The following is a 17,701-nucleotide window of genomic DNA, read 5'->3' on the forward strand; positions in this document are numbered from 1 at the left end:
GCAGCGGCATCGGATCGGAAGCGGTCACCAGCTCCCGCAGCGGATGACGGGCCAGCACGTCCGTCACCTCCGGCGCCAGCGCCGCCGCGAGCCGCCAGGCGGCCGGGCGTTCCTCGTCCCGCAGGGCGCCCACGACGTCCAGGACGACCTGCCGCTGCGCCTCCGGCACCCCGGCGGCCGCGCGCTCGTACAGCCGGGCGCCCTCCTCCAGGACCAGCTCGGTGTCGATGCCCGCCGGGATCTTGATGCCGGCGTGGTGCCGCCAGGTGGCGACCGGGTCGGACCAGGCCTCCACCGTGTAGGTCCAGCGGCCCGGTTCACCCACGGTGACGGTGGCGCCCCAGCGGTCGGTGCCCGGGGCCAGTTCGCGCATCGGCGTCCACGGCCCGGGCCGGCCGCCCGGGTCGCGCAGCACCACGTTCGCCGCGACGGCGTCGTGCCCCTCCCGGAAGACGGTGGCCGACACCTCGAACGACTCGCCGGTCACCGCCTTGGCGGGCCTGCGCCCGTGCTGGACCACGGGCCGTACGTCGAGGACGGGGATGCGGCCGAGAGTGGTGCCCCGGTGCCGGGGTACGGCGTCACCCCCACCCGGCGAGGCCTCGGCGGAGCCGGTGACACCGGAGGCGGCCTTTACGGACTTCTTGCCGAGAGTTTTCCCAGCCGTTTTCCCGACCGCCTTCTGAGCCGTCTTCGTGGCCGCCTTCTTGGCCGGCACTGCCTTCTTGGCCGTCTTCTTGGCCGGTTTCGCAGCCGTGTTCCCGGCCGTGTTCCCGGGCGTCTTCGAGGCCGTCCTGGTGGCCGCCTTCGTGACTGCCCTGGTGTCTGCCTTCCTGGCCGCCTTCCTGGCCGGGCCGCCGGCCGGTTCACCGGCCGGTTTCTTCGCCGCCGACGGGGCCGTCGGCTCTGCCGCTGCCGTGTCCTTGCTGCTTGTCGGGGGTGATGACGAGTCGTGCGTGGCGGGCATGACCGCTCCTGTCCGCGTCAACGAGGGTGTGGGCGGATGGATATGGGGAGGTGGGTCCTGCGAGGTGCTGTGGGACGGCTGTGGGGTGTGTACCGGAGGAGCCTTCCCACCCTGTTCGGGTGGGCAATCCGGATACTTTGTTAACTACTCACGCGTATGTCCACCCGCAAGACCGGTCCCTTTCACCGGGTGCCCGCCGACCGCCCCTTAACGCCCCGACACCCCCGCCGTGCGCGTCCCCACCGACCCCCGGGTAACAACTACCGTCGAAGATGACGACGAGACGTACAGCGCCGTGCGTCTCACTCCGCGACGCGTCCGAGGTGGAAGTGTGAAGGCGATCCGTCGGTTCACCGTCCGTCCCGTTCTCCCCGAACCTCTCCGGCCGCTGAGCGACCTGGCGCGCAATCTGCGCTGGTCCTGGCATGCGGAAACGCGCGACCTGTTCCAGTCCGTCGACCCCGAGGCCTGGGCCGCGGCCGGCGGCGACCCGGTGCGGACCCTGGGCCGGGTGCGCCCCGCCCGGCTGGCCGAGCTGGCCGGGGACCGGCGCTTCCTGCGCCGCCTCGGCGCGGTCGCCGACGACCTCGACGACTATCTGACCGGCGACCGCTGGTACCAGACCCAGGCGGCCGGCCTGCCCGCCGCCATCGCGTACTTCTCCCCGGAGTTCGGCATCACGGCCGCCCTGCCCCAGTACTCCGGCGGCCTCGGCATCCTCGCGGGCGACCACCTCAAGGCCGCCAGCGACCTCGGCGTACCCCTGATCGGCGTAGGCCTGCTCTACCGGCACGGATACTTCCGGCAGTCCCTGTCCCGCGACGGCTGGCAGCAGGAGCACTACCCGGTGCTCGACCCCAACGAGCTGCCCCTCACCCAGCTGAAGGAGCCCGACGGCGCCCTCGCACAGGTCTCGCTCGCGCTGCCCGGCGGCAAGGCGCTCCACGCCCGGATCTGGCTGGCCCAGGTGGGCCGGGTGCCGCTGCTGCTGCTCGACTCGGACGTGGAGGAGAACGACCTCGGCGAACGCGGCGTCACAGACCGGCTCTACGGCGGCGGCAGCGAGCACCGGCTGCTGCAGGAGATGCTGCTGGGGATAGGAGGGGTCCGGGCGGTACGGACGTACTGCCGGCTGACCGGGCACCCCGAGCCGGAGGTGTTCCACACCAACGAGGGGCACGCCGGATTCCTCGGCCTGGAGCGCATCGCCGAACTGTGCGCGCGGGGGCTGGACTTCGACTCGGCCCTGGAGGCGGTGCGCGGCGGCACCGTCTTCACCACCCACACCCCCGTCCCGGCCGGCATCGACCGCTTCGACCGGGAACTGGTCGCCCGGCACTTCGGCCCCGACGCCGAACTCCCCGGCATCGACGTGCAGCGGATCCTCACCCTCGGCATGGAGACGTACCCGGGCGGCGAACCCAACCTGTTCAACATGGCCGTCATGGGACTGCGGCTGGCCCAGCGCGCGAACGGGGTCTCCCTGCTGCACGGCCAGGTCAGCCGGGAGATGTTCGCGGGCCTGTGGCCGGGATTCGACCCCGAGGAGGTGCCGATCACCTCCGTGACCAACGGGGTGCACGCCCCGACCTGGGTGGCCCCCGAGGTGCTGCGGCTCGGCGCCCGCCAGGTCGGTTCCGAGCGGGCCGAGGACGCGCTGACCGTCGGCGGCACCGACCGCTGGGACTCGGTCGCGGACATCGACGACCAGGAGATCTGGGAACTGCGCCGCACCCTGCGCGAACAACTGGTGCAGGAGGTACGGGAACGGCTGCGGGCGTCCTGGCGGCAACGCGGCGCAGGAGACGCCGAACTGGGCTGGATCGACGGCGTGCTCGACCCGGACGTCCTGACGATCGGCTTCGCGCGCAGGGTGCCGTCGTACAAGCGCCTGACGTTGATGCTCCGCGACCGCGACCGCCTGATGGACCTGCTGCTGCACCCGGACCGCCCCATCCAGATCGTGGTCGCGGGCAAGGCGCACCCCGCGGACGACAGCGGCAAGCGCCTGGTCCAGGAGCTGGTCCGCTTCGCCGACGACCCCAGGGTCCGTCACCGCGTCGTCTTCCTCCCCGACTACGGCATGGCGATGGCGCAGAAGCTCTACCCCGGCTGCGACGTCTGGCTGAACAACCCCCTGCGCCCGCTGGAGGCCTGCGGCACGAGCGGCATGAAGGCGGCCCTGAACGGCTGCCTGAACCTGTCCGTCCTCGACGGCTGGTGGGACGAATGGTTCCAGCCGGACTTCGGCTGGGCCATCCCCACGGCGGACGGGGCGGGCACCGACCCCGACCGCCGCGACGACATCGAGGCGGCGGCCCTCTACGACCTGCTGGAGCAGCGGGTGACCCCGCGCTTCTACGAGCGGGGCCGCGGCGGCCTGCCCGACCGCTGGATCCAGATGGTCCGCCAGACCCTGGCTCTGCTGGGCCCGAAGGTGCTGGCCGGCCGCATGGTCCGCGAGTACGTCGACCGCCTCTACGTCCCCGCCGCCCAGGCCCACCGCGCCCTCACCCCCGACACCGCGAGCGACCTGGCCGCCTGGAAGGCACGGGTGCGTGCGGCCTGGTCCGCGGTGAGCGTCGACCACGTGGAGACGACGGCACCGACGGCCACGGCGGAACTGGGGTCCACGGTGGGCCTGCGGGTGCGGGTGGCGCTCGGCTCGTTGTCCCCCGACGACGTCGAGGTGCAGGCGGTGTCGGGCAGGGTGGACGCGGAGGACCGCATCACGGACGCGACGGTCGTCCCCCTGAAACCGACGGGCGCACCCGACCTGGAGGGCCGCCTGCTGTACGAGGGCCCCCTGTCCCTGGACCGCACCGGCCCCTACGGCTACACGGTCCGCATCCTCCCGGCACACCGCCTGCTGGCGTCGAGCGCCGAGCTGGGGCTGGTGGCGGTGCCGTCGCAGGAGGGGGTGGAGGGGGCGGGGGTGCTGCTGCGGTAGAGCGGGGGCCGGCGGGCCGGCGTTCGGGTGTGCGTCACGGGGCCTTCTTCAGCGCCTCGACGAAGAGGGCGTGAGGAGGACTGCTGATGCGCAGCGTGACCTATTCGATGAGCGTCTCGCTCGACGGCTACATCGTGGGGCCGGACGGCGACTTCGGCTGGACGGCCCCCGACGAGGAGGTCTTCCGCTTCGCCACCGACGAGGTGCGAGCGCTCGGCGTCCACCTCATGGGACGGCGGCTGTACGAGACGATGCTGTACTGGGAGACCGCCGGCCAGGATCCCTCGCTCGACTTCCCGACGCTCGACTTCGCCGCGATCTGGAAACGGCTCCCGAAAGTGGTGTTCTCCACCACGCTGCCGGAGGTCCAGGGCAACGCCCGCCTGGCCTCCGGCGGCCTCGCGGAGGAGATCGCGCGCTTGCGAGCCGAGCCGGGCGAGGGCCCCATCGCGATCGGCGGCGCGACGCTCGCCGCCGAGGCGGCCGCGCTGGACCTGATCGACGAGTACCGGGCCAGGGTCTACCCGGTGCTGGTCGGCGGCGGCATCCCGTTCTTCCCCCGGCGGCAGCGCCGGGTGGATCTCGAACTGGCCGAGACCCGCACCTTCGACTCGGGCGTCGTGTATGTCCGGTATCGGGTGGTGCGTTAGCCGGCTCCTCCGCCGAGCCTTGGGAGGCCCACGCTACGGCGTTTTCTTCAGGGCGTCGATGAAGAGGGCGAAGGATCCGGCTGGGACGGTGAGGGGGCCGACGGCTGGGTGCTTGGAGTCGCGAACGGATATGTGGGTTGGGGTGGGGGCGATTTCCACGCAGTTGTTGCCGTCGTCGGGGCCCGAGTAGGACGACTTCCGCCAGTCGCCGGGGATGTCCATGGGATGCCTCACAGCTCTTGCGCCAGCTTGTGGATGAAGTCGCGCGACCGGTCGGGGTCGAGCGATACGGCCTCCACCTTACGGAAACGCGTTCGAAAGGCGCTGAGCTGGGCTTCGGAGTCGATGAAGGCCGAGCCGTGGGGTACGTCGCGCACAACCGTGTCCAGCTTGGGAACAGAGCCGCCGACGTACGTCATGGAGCTGGCGGCCCTCGCGAAGCCGTCCAGGTCGAAGGGGATGACGCGTAGGGTGACGTCGTCCGCTGCGGAGCGTTCCAGCAGCTTGCTCAGCTGGGCCCGGGAGGTGGCACGGTCGCTGACTCTGATGCGTAGGGCGGCCTCATGGATGACCAGCTCGTACGGAACGGTGAGCTGCTGACGCCTCATGCGGTGCCGGACGCGCAACTCAAGCTCGTCACACGTCAGTTCGGGAACTCGGGCGGAGAAAACCGAGCGAGCGTAGTCCTCCGTCTGCAGCAGGCCCGGCACGTACAGGATGGCCACCTCACGGAGGAAAGTGGCGTGGTGTTCCAGTTCGGCCAGGTCCAGGAACGAGTTGGGCAGCGAACCCCGGAACTCCTCCCACCAGCCGTGCGTGCGGTCGGTGGCCATTGCCGCCAGGGCATCGACGAACTCGTCGTCGGTGCATGCGTAGTGAGAGGCGAGGCGGCGTAGCCGCTGCTCGCTCACGCCCGCGAGCGCCGACTCGATATGGGTGATCTGGGCTGGGGCGACGCCGAGCAATGCGGCCGCCTGGCGGGAGTTGAGGCCCGCCGCCTCGCGAAGCCTGCGCAGCTCAGTCGCCAGGCGCAGCTGGCGTGCCGTCGGCTCGCGCCTCTTCACCATCGACTGGCTCTCCTCACCGGACTGTTGGCGCAACTCGTTCGGGCTCAGATTACGCGACTGGCTTGCCGCGTCCCTAGATTTAGATCTACCGTCGGTGACGCAACGCACACGCAGCGGAAGCGCACCGCTCCCTCCTGCCATGACGGCTGCGGCAGGCCACCGTGCGGCGTATCCCCACTCACTCACCGGAGTTGATGACGCATGCCCATGCCCGAAATCGAGCCTGTCGAGTCCTGGGACTACACCCTCTGCATCCCCAACGACGTCAGAGCGGTGACGGTGTGCCGCCGCACGCTGCGGCTGATCCTGACGGTGCACGGTCTGATCGGCCTGGTGGACACCGCGGAGCTGCTGGCGGCGGAGCTGGTCTCCAACGCCGTACGGCACACCAAGGGGCCGGCCGCGCTCAGGGTCCGCCGAACGCCGGAGGGGACGGTGTGGATCGGGGCGTGGGACACCGACCCGGCGCCGCCGGATCCGCCGCGGCCGCTGGAGCAGGTGGCCGGGCTGGAGCTGGAGGACGGTCGGGGGCTGGGGCTGGTGAGGGCGTGCGCGCAGTACTGGGGGTGGCGGCCGGCGGCGCGGTTCGGGGACCGGGGCAAGTACGTGTGGTGTGAGCTGGGGGTGGCGTGATGGTCGGCTCGTCGCATGAGGCGCTGCACCGGATCTTCCAGAAGGATCCGGCGTTGCTGACGCGGGCGTTACAGCGGGTGCTGCACGTGCCCTTCCCCGAACCGCGGGAGATCGCGGCGCTGAACATCGATCTGACCGAGATCGAGCCGGTCGAGCGCCGGGTGGACACCCTGCTGCGGGCGGAGACGGACGAGGGCACGTATCTGCTGGTGGTGGAGTCGCAGGGCAAGGTGGACGAGCGCAAGCGGGGCAGTTGGCCGTACTACCTGTCCTACCTGTACGAGAAGTACCGGTGCGAGCCGGTGCTCATCGTGATCACCCAGAGCAGTGCCACGGAGCGCTGGGCGTCGCGTCCGATCCGGCTCGGTTTCCCGGGCTGGGAGTCGCTGACGGTACGGCCGCTGGTGCTGGGGCCGGACAACGTGCCGGTGATCGCCGATGAGCGGCAGGCGGAGAAGGACGTCCCCCTTGCGGTGCTGTCGGCCATGACGCACGGGCGTGGGCCACGGGCTGCGGCCATACTGGAATCCCTGGCCGCCGCCCTGCGGACCATCGATCCGGACAGTGCCGCAGTCTTCGTGCAGTTCGTCGACTCCTGCCTGGTTGATGCCCAGGCGAAGCAGATGTGGAGGGACCTGATGACGGCGATCCAGTACTTCTGGCGACACCCGCTGGCCGAACAGGTACGCGAGGAAGGGGTGGAGCAGGGTCGCGTTCAGGATCGGCAGGAGATGACCCTGCGCATCCTGGAATGGCGGGGCATCCCCGTGCCCGACTCCATCCGTGAACGAGTCATGCACTGCTCGGATCTGGACCAACTGGAGGTCTGGGCTCAGCGGGCGGTCCACGCCTCACAGGCGACGGAGCTGTTCGCCGAGGAGTGAGCAAGTGGCCGTTGGGCCGCTCGCTTCCCCGTCGGTGTCGTGTCCCCGGAGGTGCGTCAAGGGCGCTCCACGTCGCCTCCGGCGATGGCCCTCCGGGCCACCCTTGACCCACCTCGCTGCAGAACAGGGAGACGCGAGCGGCCCGCAAGAGCGGTGGTCTGCTGTCAGCGGAACGGAATGGTCAGCCAGGGGCTGTCGGGGTCGGACATCAGGATCTGGTGGGCGCTGACCATGTCCTCGTACCAGGGGCCGAACTCCTCCTCGTCGAAGTGGAGGGAGCGGCCGAGGATGTAGCCGGCGGAGAAGTCCCGCCATGACTTGTAGGACAGAGCGGCTGCGCGGCCGGCCTGGATGACGGCGGACTCGGCTTCCTTGAGCGTTCCGAACCGGGCTCCGAGCCCCCACCGGGCCATCTTCGAGGCGCGGCCGAGGTCCCAGGCGTCGACGGAGGAGACGTACCCGTTCTCGTCGAGCACGCCGTCCGCGCGCATGCGGGCCTCGTAGCGGGTGATGCGCCCGATGAGCCGGTGCACGCCCTCGATCCGGGCCTGGACCTCGGACTCCGGGCGGGGGTCCGTCTTCGTGACGCCCTCTTCGCTGACGACGACCGACCCTTCGGAGTTCGCGCGGATCACGTTGGCGGCGGCCTGCTTCCAGTAGCCCACGTCGACGTAACCGCCGAAGTCCCGGGCGATGGTCCGGCGCAGACGAAGGGCGAAGTCCCAGACGGAGCTGTGCTGCTCGCAGGCGAGCAGGTCACGGAGGTAGTACTGCCACTCCTCGCGGCTGGTGATGCCCCACCACTCGCGGAGCCGGTCGCGCTCGCCCGGGTATCCCGTGCCGTGCCAGGCCATGGCGTTCCAGAAGGAGCCGTTGTGGACGCACAGCAGGGCGCCGCAGGCGAGGCCGTGGGCGACGGGGCCCTGGAGGGGGCCGCCGAAGCGGAGCGTGCGCAGCTGCAGCGAATGCTTCCGAGGGGAGGCCTGTTGCCCGTACTGGGCCCAGGCCGACGAGTGTGGGGGCGCGGAGGGGAGGAAGGCCTCGCACGGGCTGCCCGGGTTGACGACGATCTGGGGTGGGTCGGTCGGCTGCCACACCTTGGGGAACCACTCGAGGTACTTCCAGTCGAAGACGCGGTGGGGCTCCGGGGCGGGGAGCATGCCCTCGGTGTACACGGCCCAGATCCGGCCGCCGGCGACACGGGGATCGTGCCCGAAGACGACGTGCGTGGCGCTGGGCGTGGCATCCGCCTTGTCCTTCTGTATCTCGAAGAACAGCCTGCACTGTGCGAGTTCCTGGAAGTACGCCGCCCAGTCCCCACGCCGCTTGGCCTCGAACAACGCCTGCTCGATCTGCGACGGGGGTGTCCAGACAGGGGGCGCCGCAGCCTCGAACCCAACGGGTGGCGGACCGAACGACATGAGACTCGCTGACCTCTCTCTTCTGTTCTTTGTGTTGCGCTGGACTTAGCTTTGGGAAACCGGTGCGTGTAACGCCACCCCGTATATGGCACTTGCGGTAGCCGTGGGCTTCACTGAGAGGGCGTTCGCCGACGGAGGGGCGCGGCGTCTTCAGAGCCCTGTTGCAGATCCACACGGTGGCGCGTCCGTGTTCGATTGCACAGTCCTCGAATGAGAACCTCGCCTTCGTTGTCAGTGAGGAGTGAGGTGGTCAGCAATGGCTTTTCGGACGGATTCTGGCGTTGACCGGTCGTCTGGGTCATCCATGCCGAGTAGAGGAAGATCGAAGACGAGCGTATTGATTCTCCGTGCAGACAATCTTTCGTTCCACCGATTGACGGCCTGGAAAGCTCGGGATATTCCATAATAGGCCGGGCTCTCATTGCGGAACTCTGAAATTACCTCAAGTGTGCCAGCCGGCGTCCGCTGCAAGGGAAGCGATGGTGGGACAACGATTAGCGGTGGTATGCCGTCGTTTCGAAGATTGTCCAGAATCTGCGCGACGTCGTGGCGTGGTGAACCACCGTACCGTTCAAGCGCGTAGATCGAAGACATGCAAATAGCGTCGGCTTGGATTGAGCGTGGGTAAGTGTGAACGTATTCAATCGCTTCACTGGGAGGAATAGTGGCACTCCAGGTCTCCAGTGAAGCTGCTCGTGTTGACGTGACGTAAAGGTGCATTCTCGTCGCTTACGGGATCGGCATATATGGGAGTATTCGGACTCGGCCTATTTGTGCTATCTCGTCGTTCGAGAGTGCCATGGGGGTGTCCACCTTCCCCCCTGCGTCGGCTAGATGCCTGATGTAGCTCTCCGGGTTGATCGCATCTTCCCGGATCACTCCGCGAGTGAGGGTGTAGGGACTCCCATCTCCGAACGTGTGAAATGCCTGACGGGCGTACGCGGCAGCCCCTTCAGGGGTGGCGGAGAAATATTTTACCTCTGCCCCGCCGAGGTTGCGATATCTACGGTTGGCGGGCCCGAGTATATCTTTCAGTTCGTTATCCATGACGGCACGATAAACATAAATTTCGCCAGGCTTCAGTTTTCTCTCGGCGGCTTCCTCTTCCTCGGGGCATATGTCTGGGGCCAGCCCTAGAGGATCCGTCCAGACGTGTGGATTGTGAACGTAGGTGGCGGGGTTGGGGGCGGGGGACAGCCCGAGGGGGTCGGCGGTGAGGTACCGGGCCGTCTCGGGATCGTAGTGGCGGAAGTAGTTGTAGTGGAGGCCTGTTTCGGGGTCGTAGTACTGGCCTGGAAAGCGTAGAGGGGTGTACGTGGTGCTGTTCGTCGACCATGCCGTTGTTCCCCACAGGGTGCTTCGGGTGCGCCAGGCTATGTCGCCCTGTTCGTCTATGAGTTCGTTCGGGGTGCCGACCAGGTCGGTGATGATGGCGAAGAAGCGGGAGTCGATCTCCTCTTGCGGCGCGTCGGCCGCAGTGATGCGTTCCGTCTGAGCCAGGGGGCGCAGGCCCTGGTGGTCCCAGGTGAGGGTGACTGGGTGGGGGAGGTCGGAAGAGGTTGTGGTCTGTTCGCAGAGGGTGGTGCCGTCCCAGGTGAAGTCCACCCGTTCCACGACCGTCTCGCCGTCGGCCGCCATGCGGAGTTTTGTGGTGCGGCGGCCCAGGGGGTCGTAGGTGTAGCGCCAGCGGGTGCCGTCCGGGGTCACGACCGAGGTGAGGCGGTCCTCGGCGTCCCATTCGTAGCGCCACGTGTCCGGCTTGCGGGAGAGGCGGATTTTCTGGCGGAGGGTGATGCGGCCGAGTGCGTCGTGTTCGTAGCGGACGTTGCCGGCTCGGGTGATCCGGGTGCCGACGTAAGACCGCGGACCCGTGGCCTCCGCGCCCGGGTGGTCCGTCGGCCAGGACGCCTGGGTCTGGTTGCCTGCCTCGTCGTAGGCGTAGCATTCCGTCCATCCTGCCGCGTGGACCGCCGTCACCCTGCCCGTGGCGTCCAGGTCGAAGCGGCGCTCGCCGTTCAAGTGGTCGGCGATGCCGATCACGTTGCCGTCGGCCCGGTAGGAGTACGACCGGTGCTGGATCAGACCGCCCTCCGCGCCGGTCACCGACTGGGTGGTCAGGCGGCCCAGCGTGTCGAAGGTGTGCCCGAGAGTGATCGTTTCACCGATGCGGCGTGACAGTTCGCGGCCCGCCTCGTCGTACGTGAAGTCGATCGGGCGGCCCGATGCCACCATGCCGGTACGGCGACCTGCCGCGTCGTACGACCAAGTGGAGACCGCGCCTGTCGGCGTCGTGCGGCCCGTGCGGCGGCCCAGGGTGTCGTATGTGTACGTCACCTTGCGACCGCCCACCGTCTCCGAAATGAGGCGGCCGTGGCGGTCGCGCAGCAGGGTCAGGGTTGTGCCATCCGGGCCTGTCGCCTGGGCCAGTTGGTCGGTGAAGTCGTAGGCGTACGTCGTCACCTGGCCTGCCGCGTCCTTGCGGAGTACCTGGCCCAGTTCGTTCCGTTCGAAGGACGTCACCTGGCCGAGGGCGTTGCGGCGGGAGATCAGGCGACCCGCGGCGTCGTACTCGTACCTCAGTGCGCGGTCGTCGAAGTCCGTCTCCGCCCCCAGGCGGCCTGCCGCGTCGTACGAGTACTCCCAGGTCAGGCCCTGCGGGTTGGTGACCTTCGTCAGGCGGAGTTCCGTGTCGTGGGCGAACTCGTAGCGGACGCCGTCCGGGTCCGTGCGGGCCGTCAATAGGTCGAAGTGGGTGTACTCGAAGCGGGTGACGCCGCCCAGAGCATCCGTGTGGCTGGTGCAGTTGCCCTCACCGTCGTACGTCCACGTCTCCGTCGTGCCGTCGGGGGCCGTGCGGCGGGTCAGGTGCCCTTCCAGCGACCATTCCAGGCGGGTTGTCGCGCCGGTGGGGTCGGTGATCGCGGTCGGGCGGCCGAGGGCGTCGCGTTCGTAGCGGGTGACCGCGCCGAGCGGGTCCGTCACCTGCACGGGCAAGCCCGCGCGGTCGCAGGCCACCGTGGTCGTGTGACCGAGGGGATCGGTGACGGACGTCAGGTGGCCGGCCTCGTCGTACGTGAACCGGGTCGTCTGGCCCGCCGGGTCCGTCACCGAGATGCGGTTGCCCCGGTCGTCGTACGTCTGGCGGATCACCGTGCCGTCCGGGTTCACCACCTTCACCGGCAGGCCGAGGGAGTTGTACTCCGCCCGGGCCTCGCGGCCGTCCGGGCGGACCAGGCGGGTGAGGTTGCCCGCCTCGTCGTACTCGAAGGCCGTCGTGTGGCCCAGCGGGTTCGTGGTGGACAGGAGGCGGTGGTGGCGGTCGCGGACGTAGCGGGTCGTCGCGCCCAGGGCGTCTGTCTCCGCGACCACCTGCCAGGTGTCGTTGACCAGGTAGCGGCGGGTGTGGCCCTCGCTGGTGGTGGCTGTCGTGGTGCGCAGGCCCGTCGCGGGGTCCGGACCCTCGTAGGTGAGGCGCAGGGTCATGTGGCCGGCCGAGCCGCCCTCGGCGACACAGCGGTCCTGGTCGTCGTACTCGTAGCTGTAGCTGCGGTCGTTCGTGTCCGTCCAGGATGTGACCCGGCCCCGCTCGTCGTAGGTGAAGCGGAGGGGCAGGCCGGAGGAGTTGAAGACCTCGGTGAGGTTGCCGTCCGTGTAGGCGAAGCGTTTCAGTTCCTCGCCGGTCGTGGACAGGTGGTACGCCGTGATGCGGCCCGCGTCCGTGGTGATGCGGACGCCCTGGCCGGAGCCGGTGAACACGCCGACAGGGGTGCCCTCGGTGTCGTACTCGAACGAGATCCAGTTGCCGTTGCGGTCGTCTGTCTGTTCCAGGACGGCCAGGCTCTCGCCTCGGTCGGCGAAGTGCCACACCCGGCCGGTGCGCGGGTCGGTGATCGTGTAGCCGCCGTCCACCCGGTCCAGGGGGAGGCGTGGGCCGTGGCTCGCCACCGTGGGTACGCCGGGTGCCGGGTGCGGGTACGACAGGAGGAGGCCGTCCTCTGTGACGTAGACGACGCCCTCCGCGTCGATCTCCAGGCGCTGGTCCAGGGTGGACGACCAGGACGGGCCGAACCAACGGCCCAGACGGTAGCCGGACTCCACCCGGCGGGTGAGGATCAGGGGCAGGGCGCCGGGCAGGGTGACGTCCGTCTGCGGCAGGTACATCTTGCCGGTGGCGAGGCTGATCGGGTCGGTGCCGCCGTTCTCCGTGCTGCTCTCGTCGTGAGAGTGCTGCGGCGGGTCCTCGTTCACCGTCTCCCGGGGGGTCTTCCCGGCCGCGCTCTCCGCGCCCTCCCGGCCTGCCACCCCTTCCGCCGCCTCCCGGGCCAGGCCTGCTTCCGCCGCGTCCCGGGCCAGGCCCGCTTCCACGCCGAGGCCGTCGGTGCCGAGGAACTGAGGGATGAGACGGCCGCCGAACTCGGACGGGTCCTTGCGGAACTCGGTCCACATGTTTTCCAGCGTGCGTTCGGGGTGGGCGGAGCTGGAGACCAGGCCGGAGAGCGTCATGCTGACGTTCTGCATGTAGGCCGCGGGGTGCGTGAGGTTGTACGGATCCATCGGGTTCAGGCCGCGCGCGAAGTTGACCAGGCCGGCGGCGCCCTTGAGGACGCCGCCCCCGACGTGCAGGATCTCGGTGTTGACGGCCTGGTAGCCGTCGAGGAGGTCGTTGCCCAGGCGCTTCAGCGGGGGCGGTTCGGCCGGAGCGTGCGCGACGGCGGCCTTGACCTTGGCCTGCGCCTCCGAGGCGGCGGTGTTGCGTTGCTTGCGGGCCGCGGCGAGTTTGTGGGCGGCGGCCTGGATGTCGGCCTTGCCGGGGTCGTGGAACGGCTCCGGTTTCGGGCCCGGGTCCTGGTTGGCCTTGACCTTGGCTTTGTAGGCGTCGACCTTCTTCTTGTAGGCGTCGACCGCCGCCTTCGAGGCTTTCACGCCCTTGTCGTAGAGGGCGATCGCCTCCTTGGCCTCGCTCTGTGCCCACTTGACGGTGTCCGCGTACGACTCCAGGGCCCCGGCCGCAGTGTTGCAGGACTCGGCCGCCTGCGCCCACTTGGCGGGGTGGACGCCGAACTTCTTGCGGAAGGCGTCGCCGGCCTGCCCCTTCCAGCCCGAGGAGTCGACCTTCCGCATCCCCTGGCCGACCTTGTCGAAAGCGGCGTGGAAGTCCCTGAGGTGCTTGACGCTCTCATGGATCTTCGCCGGGTCGCCGTGGACCAGGTCCCTGGGGTCGTCGCTCTGGCCGAGTTGCTGCTCGCCCGGTGTGGCGCCCAGGTCGGAGGCGATTCCGTCGCCCCAGTGCTCCACGTCGTGGGCCCAGTCGTGCGCACCGACGTAGTCCAGCGCCTCGCCGAGCTTGTCGGTGCCGTAGTCGACGCCCTCGCCGACCTTCTTCTTGCCTTCGTTCCAGAGGTGCTCGCCCTCGCCCAGGAGCGAGTTGGTCAGGTCTCCCAGTCCCATCAGCCCTCACCGTCCTGCTGTCCGGCCGCCTTGGCGCGGGCCTCGGGAGAGGGGCCGAAGGTGTCGTCCAGGTAGTGGTTGTACTCCTGGTCGGAGACGCCGAACGCGCTGTGCAGGTTCTCGGGGTTCATGCCGGGCACGAATCCGATGGTGTGCGAGGTCATCACATCGCGGCCGGCGTCCTTCCAGCCCTGCGCGCTGTTGGCCAGGGCCTTGTCGAAGGAGGCCTGGCTGAAGTCGACGTTGCCGCCGTACACGCCGGAGGTGGCGATGTCGCCCCAGCCCTTCTTCTCCACGTCCGCCTCGGAGGCGTACGGATTGCCGACGGCGGCGTTCTCGACGACCTTGAAACTTCCCTTCACGTACTGCTCGGTCTCGTAGTAGGTGCCCGCCGACAGGCCGGTCTTCAGCGCGAATCCGTTGCCCTCGTCGATCAGCGCGCGCACTCCCCACTCCCAGCGTTCGCAGAAGGACGTGAACTCGCCCGTCAGCCCCTCGTGGCCGAGCTCCAGCCCGGACAGGGCGATCTCACCGAAGCCGCGCCCGACCCCGGCCTCGCCGACCATGCCGAGTCCCTTCAGCTCTGCCAGCGCTTCGGTCAGGCCCTTGGCGATCAGGTTCAGACCGTCTGTGGACAGGTCCTTGCCGCTCCCGGTCACTGCACATCCCCCGTTCCGCTGTCGAAGTCCACGGCCGCCGCGTCCGGCGCGATCCCCGCCACCGGCGGGAACAGCACTCCGTCGCCCTCGCTGCCCGCGTCCAGGGCGACCCCGCACGGCACCCCGACCGCCGGGACGGCGGTGTCCAGCAGCCGGGCGCCCAGCCACCGTTGGTACGGCCACTCCCGGTCGCCCTCGCCCCGCGCGACCGCGTAACGGGCCAGGGACGCCTCGTTCGAGAAGGCGAGGATCCAGCGGATGCCGCCGAGGTCGGCCACCAGGGGCGCGTCCTGTCCGTCCACCGGCACCAGCACGGCCGTACGCCGGAAGCGGCCGAGCAGGATGGCGAATTCGCGGCGTCTGCGGCGCACTTCGTCCGCCTCCGTGCGGGTGTCCCGGACGCCGCCCGGAGTAAAGGAAAGTGAATACTCTGGCAAAGACGGGGTGTTCGGGCCGCTCGCCGCGGGAGCCGGTCCGTCCTCGCGTCCCGCCATCTCCGCGTACTCCGCCAGCCTTGACCTGCGTATACCTGCGGTCGGGCCGGCGTCACCCCCGTGTTCAGCCATACGCCGGATCATCACATTCAGGTGTTGCCGAGAGCAACGCGGCAGGGCGATACGCGCAGGGGTTGGCGGGGATCCGACCCCTGTCGCCAGCAGCCCCCGCAGGGGCGAGTCAGGCTTCGGACAGCCCCTCGCACAGCTTGCGCAGGACCGTTCCGCAGCGGCGTGCGTACGCGTGCTGGAAGCCTCGGGTCGCCGGGCCGCCCGCCTTCGCGTACCACGCGGCCGGCTTGCTGAAGGCCGCGACCGTGAGCCAGACCGTGCCGTCGCCGGTGCGGTCGACCATGAAGGCCTCCTCGCCGCACTCGGGGTGGCCCTCCAGGGTGCCGTAGGCCCAGCCGGCGCGGCGGGGTTCCTCCGCCGTCCATATGATGCGGCAGGGGGCCTTGACGAACCCGGCCAGCGTGACCGTGACGTCGACGCCGGGGGTCGCGCGGTCGGCGCCGGCGTCGATGCGCACGCCCACGGCGCGGTGCATCTCCCAGGTGAGGACCGCGTCGGCGGCCCGCTGGAAGAGCTTCTGGCCCTCGCCGAGCCGGGTGCGGACCAGCAGCGGGCGGAAGCCGGGCGGGCAGGACGACAGGTCGTCGCGTGTCGCGCCGACCGGCTCGTAGGTGAAGGGCGCCGAGGACATGGGTCACAAGGGTAGGGCGGCACCCGGAAGGGGTTCCTTCCGGGTGCCGCCCCGCCTCGACTACGCCGCCAGTACGTCTCGACTACGCCCGCACTGGCCCTCGGCTGCGCCCGCGCTAGTTGACGTTGACCGCCGACCAGGCCGCCGCCACCGTCTTGTACTCGGTGCTGGTGGAGCCGTACAGAGCCGACGCCGCGTTCAGGGTCGCCGTGCGGGCGGCCTTGTAGTTCGTCGTCGACGTCATGTACGTCGTCAGCGCCTTGTACCAGATCTGCAGCGCCTTGGCGCGGCCGATGCCGGTGACCGTGGAGCCGTTGTACGTGGGCGAGTTGTACGACACGCCGTTGATCGTCTTCGAACCGCTGCCCTCCGACAGGAGGTAGAAGAAGTGGTTCGCGACGCCCGAGGAGTAGTGGACGTCCAGGTTGCCGACGGACGACGACCAGTAGTCGGCGCTGCCGCCGTCCTTGCTGGGCTTGTCCATGTAGCGCAGCGGGGTGCCGTCGCCGTTGATGTTGATCTTCTCGCCGATGAGGTAGTCACCGGGGTCGGAGGCGTTGTTGGCGTAGAACTCCACGCCGGTGCCCATGATGTCGCTGGTGGCCTCGTTCAGGCCGCCGGACTCACCGCTGTAGTTGAGGCCCGCGGTGTTGGAGGTGACGCCGTGGCTCATCTCGTGGCCGGCCACGTCGAGCGAGGTCAGCGGGTGGGTGTTGCCGGAGCCGTCGCCGTAGGTCATGCAGAAGCAGCTGTCGTCCCAGAAGGCGTTGACGTAGTTGCTGCTGTAATGGACGCGGGAGTAGGCGCCGACGCCGTCGTTGCGGATGCCGCTGCGGCCGAAGGTGTTCTTGTAGAAGTCCCAGGTCTCCTGCGCGCCGTAGGCGGCGTCGGCGGCCGCGGTCTGGTCGGAGGAGGAGCTGGAGGCGGTGCCGGTGCCGAAGGTGCTGGTCGAGTTGGTGACCAGGGTGCCGGTGCCGGAGGTCTTGCGGGCCAGGTTGTACGTCTTGTGGCCGCCGCGCGTGGTGTCGTACAGCTGGTACGTCGACCCGGACAGGTTGACGTTGAGGCTGACGGTGCCGGAGTACAGGGTCTTGCCGGTGCCGGTCGCGTTCTCGACGCCCTGGTACTCAAAGAGCTTCTTGCCGGTGGCGGCGTCGGTGATGACGTGCAGCTGGTTCGGGGTGCCGTCGTCCTGGAGGCCGCCGACGACGGTCTCGTAGGCGAGGACGGGCTTGCCGGAGCCGGCCCAGATCACCTTGCGGGCGCCGTCGGCCGCGGACTTGGCCGAGCCCAGGGTCTTCGCGGCGGACACCGCCTGCTTCTCGGCCTTGGCGGCGGAGATCTGCGGCTTGAGGGAGGCCACCTTGATGGCCGCCTTGGTCGCCTTGGTGACGCCCTCGGTCTTGCCCGACTTGGCGGTGTGGACGATCAGGTCGCCGCCGAGCACCGGCAGGCCCGCGTAGGTGCGCTCGTAACGGGTGTGCACGGTGCCGTCGTTGTCCCGGACGACGTCCTTGACGACCAGCTGCTCCTTGGCGCCGAGGCCCAGCTGCCGCGCGGTGTCGGCGGCGCCGGCCTGCGCCTTCTGTATCAGGGAGGTGCGGGCGGCCGCGGACAGGGAGGTGGGCGCGGCGGCGAGGGCGTGGGTGCTGCCGGCGGCGGTGGCCGTCGTGGTCAGACCGGTGGAGAGCAGGGCTCCGGCGGCGACGGCGGTGGCGATGGCCAGAGTGGTGCGCTTGTGGCGCGCGTAGCGGGGAGTCACGCAAGCTCCTTCAGGTGGGGGAGTCCGGGCCAGCGTGGGGTTACTGGCCGGAGTTGTGGGGTG

At 69.4% G+C, this 17,701-nt stretch carries 14 protein-coding genes; 4 read left to right on the forward strand and 10 right to left on the reverse strand.

All coding sequences use genetic code 11. From position 1 onward, the window contains the following. A partial coding sequence (locus ACGFZN_RS36285) for a maltotransferase domain-containing protein (RefSeq protein ID WP_393862732.1) occupies window positions 1–967 on the reverse strand: 967 nt, incomplete at its 3' end. Window positions 968–1,298: 331 nt separating this feature from the next. Here ACGFZN_RS36285 and ACGFZN_RS36290 point away from each other — a divergent pair. Both ACGFZN_RS36290 and ACGFZN_RS36295 read left to right on the forward strand, forming a co-directional pair. Further along, the gene (locus ACGFZN_RS36290) at window positions 1,299–3,917 is read left to right on the forward strand and encodes a glycosyltransferase family 1 protein (protein WP_393862733.1); all 2,619 of its coding nucleotides are present in this window, start codon (window positions 1,299–1,301) and stop codon (window positions 3,915–3,917) included. 86 nt (window positions 3,918–4,003) lie between these two features. Further along, complete coding sequence (locus ACGFZN_RS36295; protein ID WP_393862734.1) at window positions 4,004–4,567, forward strand: dihydrofolate reductase family protein; 564 nt, start codon at window positions 4,004–4,006, stop codon at window positions 4,565–4,567. A 33-nt stretch (window positions 4,568–4,600) separates the two neighbouring features. Here the strand turns inward: ACGFZN_RS36295 and ACGFZN_RS36300 are convergent, their stop codons facing one another. Both ACGFZN_RS36300 and ACGFZN_RS36305 read right to left on the reverse strand, forming a co-directional pair. Continuing rightward, window positions 4,601–4,789 carry a DUF397 domain-containing protein gene (locus ACGFZN_RS36300; RefSeq protein ID WP_393862832.1) on the reverse strand — a complete coding sequence of 63 codons (189 nt, stop codon included), beginning with the start codon at window positions 4,787–4,789 and terminating at the stop codon, window positions 4,601–4,603. Window positions 4,790–4,797: 8 nt separating this feature from the next. Further along, the gene (locus ACGFZN_RS36305; RefSeq protein WP_393862735.1) at window positions 4,798–5,634 is read right to left on the reverse strand and encodes a helix-turn-helix transcriptional regulator; all 837 of its coding nucleotides are present in this window, start codon (window positions 5,632–5,634) and stop codon (window positions 4,798–4,800) included. Between the two features lie 207 nt (window positions 5,635–5,841). On the opposite strand from ACGFZN_RS36305, the gene ACGFZN_RS36310 reads away from it, so the two are divergent. After that, a complete protein-coding gene (locus ACGFZN_RS36310; protein WP_393862833.1) occupies window positions 5,842–6,267 on the forward strand; it encodes an ATP-binding protein in 426 nt (141 codons plus the stop codon). Then, on the forward strand, window positions 6,267–7,151 hold the full coding sequence (locus ACGFZN_RS36315; RefSeq protein ID WP_393862736.1) for a hypothetical protein: 885 nt from the start codon (window positions 6,267–6,269) through the stop codon (window positions 7,149–7,151). The genes ACGFZN_RS36310 and ACGFZN_RS36315 overlap by 1 nt, the downstream gene beginning before the upstream one ends. Window positions 7,152–7,315: 164 nt before the next feature. Here ACGFZN_RS36315 and ACGFZN_RS36320 read toward each other — a convergent pair whose 3' ends face one another. From ACGFZN_RS36320 to ACGFZN_RS36350, 7 genes are all read right to left on the reverse strand, one after another. After that, window positions 7,316–8,491: a DUF1266 domain-containing protein gene (locus ACGFZN_RS36320; protein ID WP_393862737.1), complete on the reverse strand. Its 1,176-nt coding sequence runs from the start codon at window positions 8,489–8,491 to the stop codon at window positions 7,316–7,318. Between the two features lie 312 nt (window positions 8,492–8,803). Beyond that, window positions 8,804–9,166 carry a hypothetical protein gene (locus tag ACGFZN_RS36325; RefSeq protein WP_393862738.1) on the reverse strand — a complete coding sequence of 121 codons (363 nt, stop codon included), beginning with the start codon at window positions 9,164–9,166 and terminating at the stop codon, window positions 8,804–8,806. A gap of 135 nt (window positions 9,167–9,301) precedes the next feature. Next, window positions 9,302–14,020: a putative T7SS-secreted protein gene (locus tag ACGFZN_RS36330; RefSeq protein ID WP_393862739.1), complete on the reverse strand. Its 4,719-nt coding sequence runs from the start codon at window positions 14,018–14,020 to the stop codon at window positions 9,302–9,304. After that, window positions 14,020–14,679: a hypothetical protein gene (locus ACGFZN_RS36335; RefSeq protein WP_393862740.1), complete on the reverse strand. Its 660-nt coding sequence runs from the start codon at window positions 14,677–14,679 to the stop codon at window positions 14,020–14,022. Before ACGFZN_RS36335 ends, ACGFZN_RS36330 begins: the two co-directional genes overlap by 1 nt. Continuing rightward, window positions 14,676–15,257, reverse strand: coding sequence for a hypothetical protein (locus ACGFZN_RS36340; protein ID WP_393862741.1), 582 nt, complete (start codon window positions 15,255–15,257; stop codon window positions 14,676–14,678). The genes ACGFZN_RS36335 and ACGFZN_RS36340 overlap by 4 nt, the downstream gene beginning before the upstream one ends. Window positions 15,258–15,354: 97 nt before the next feature. Beyond that, window positions 15,355–15,876 carry a DUF1990 domain-containing protein gene (locus ACGFZN_RS36345; RefSeq protein WP_393862742.1) on the reverse strand — a complete coding sequence of 174 codons (522 nt, stop codon included), beginning with the start codon at window positions 15,874–15,876 and terminating at the stop codon, window positions 15,355–15,357. A gap of 115 nt (window positions 15,877–15,991) precedes the next feature. Further along, window positions 15,992–17,638 (reverse strand): M4 family metallopeptidase, encoded by a 1,647-nt coding sequence (locus ACGFZN_RS36350; RefSeq protein WP_393862743.1) that lies wholly within the window; start codon window positions 17,636–17,638, stop codon window positions 15,992–15,994. Window positions 17,639–17,701 lie beyond the last annotated feature (63 nt).

The organism is Streptomyces sp. NPDC048192 (assembly GCF_043202415.1).
GTDB lineage: Bacteria > Actinomycetota > Actinomycetes > Streptomycetales > Streptomycetaceae > Streptomyces.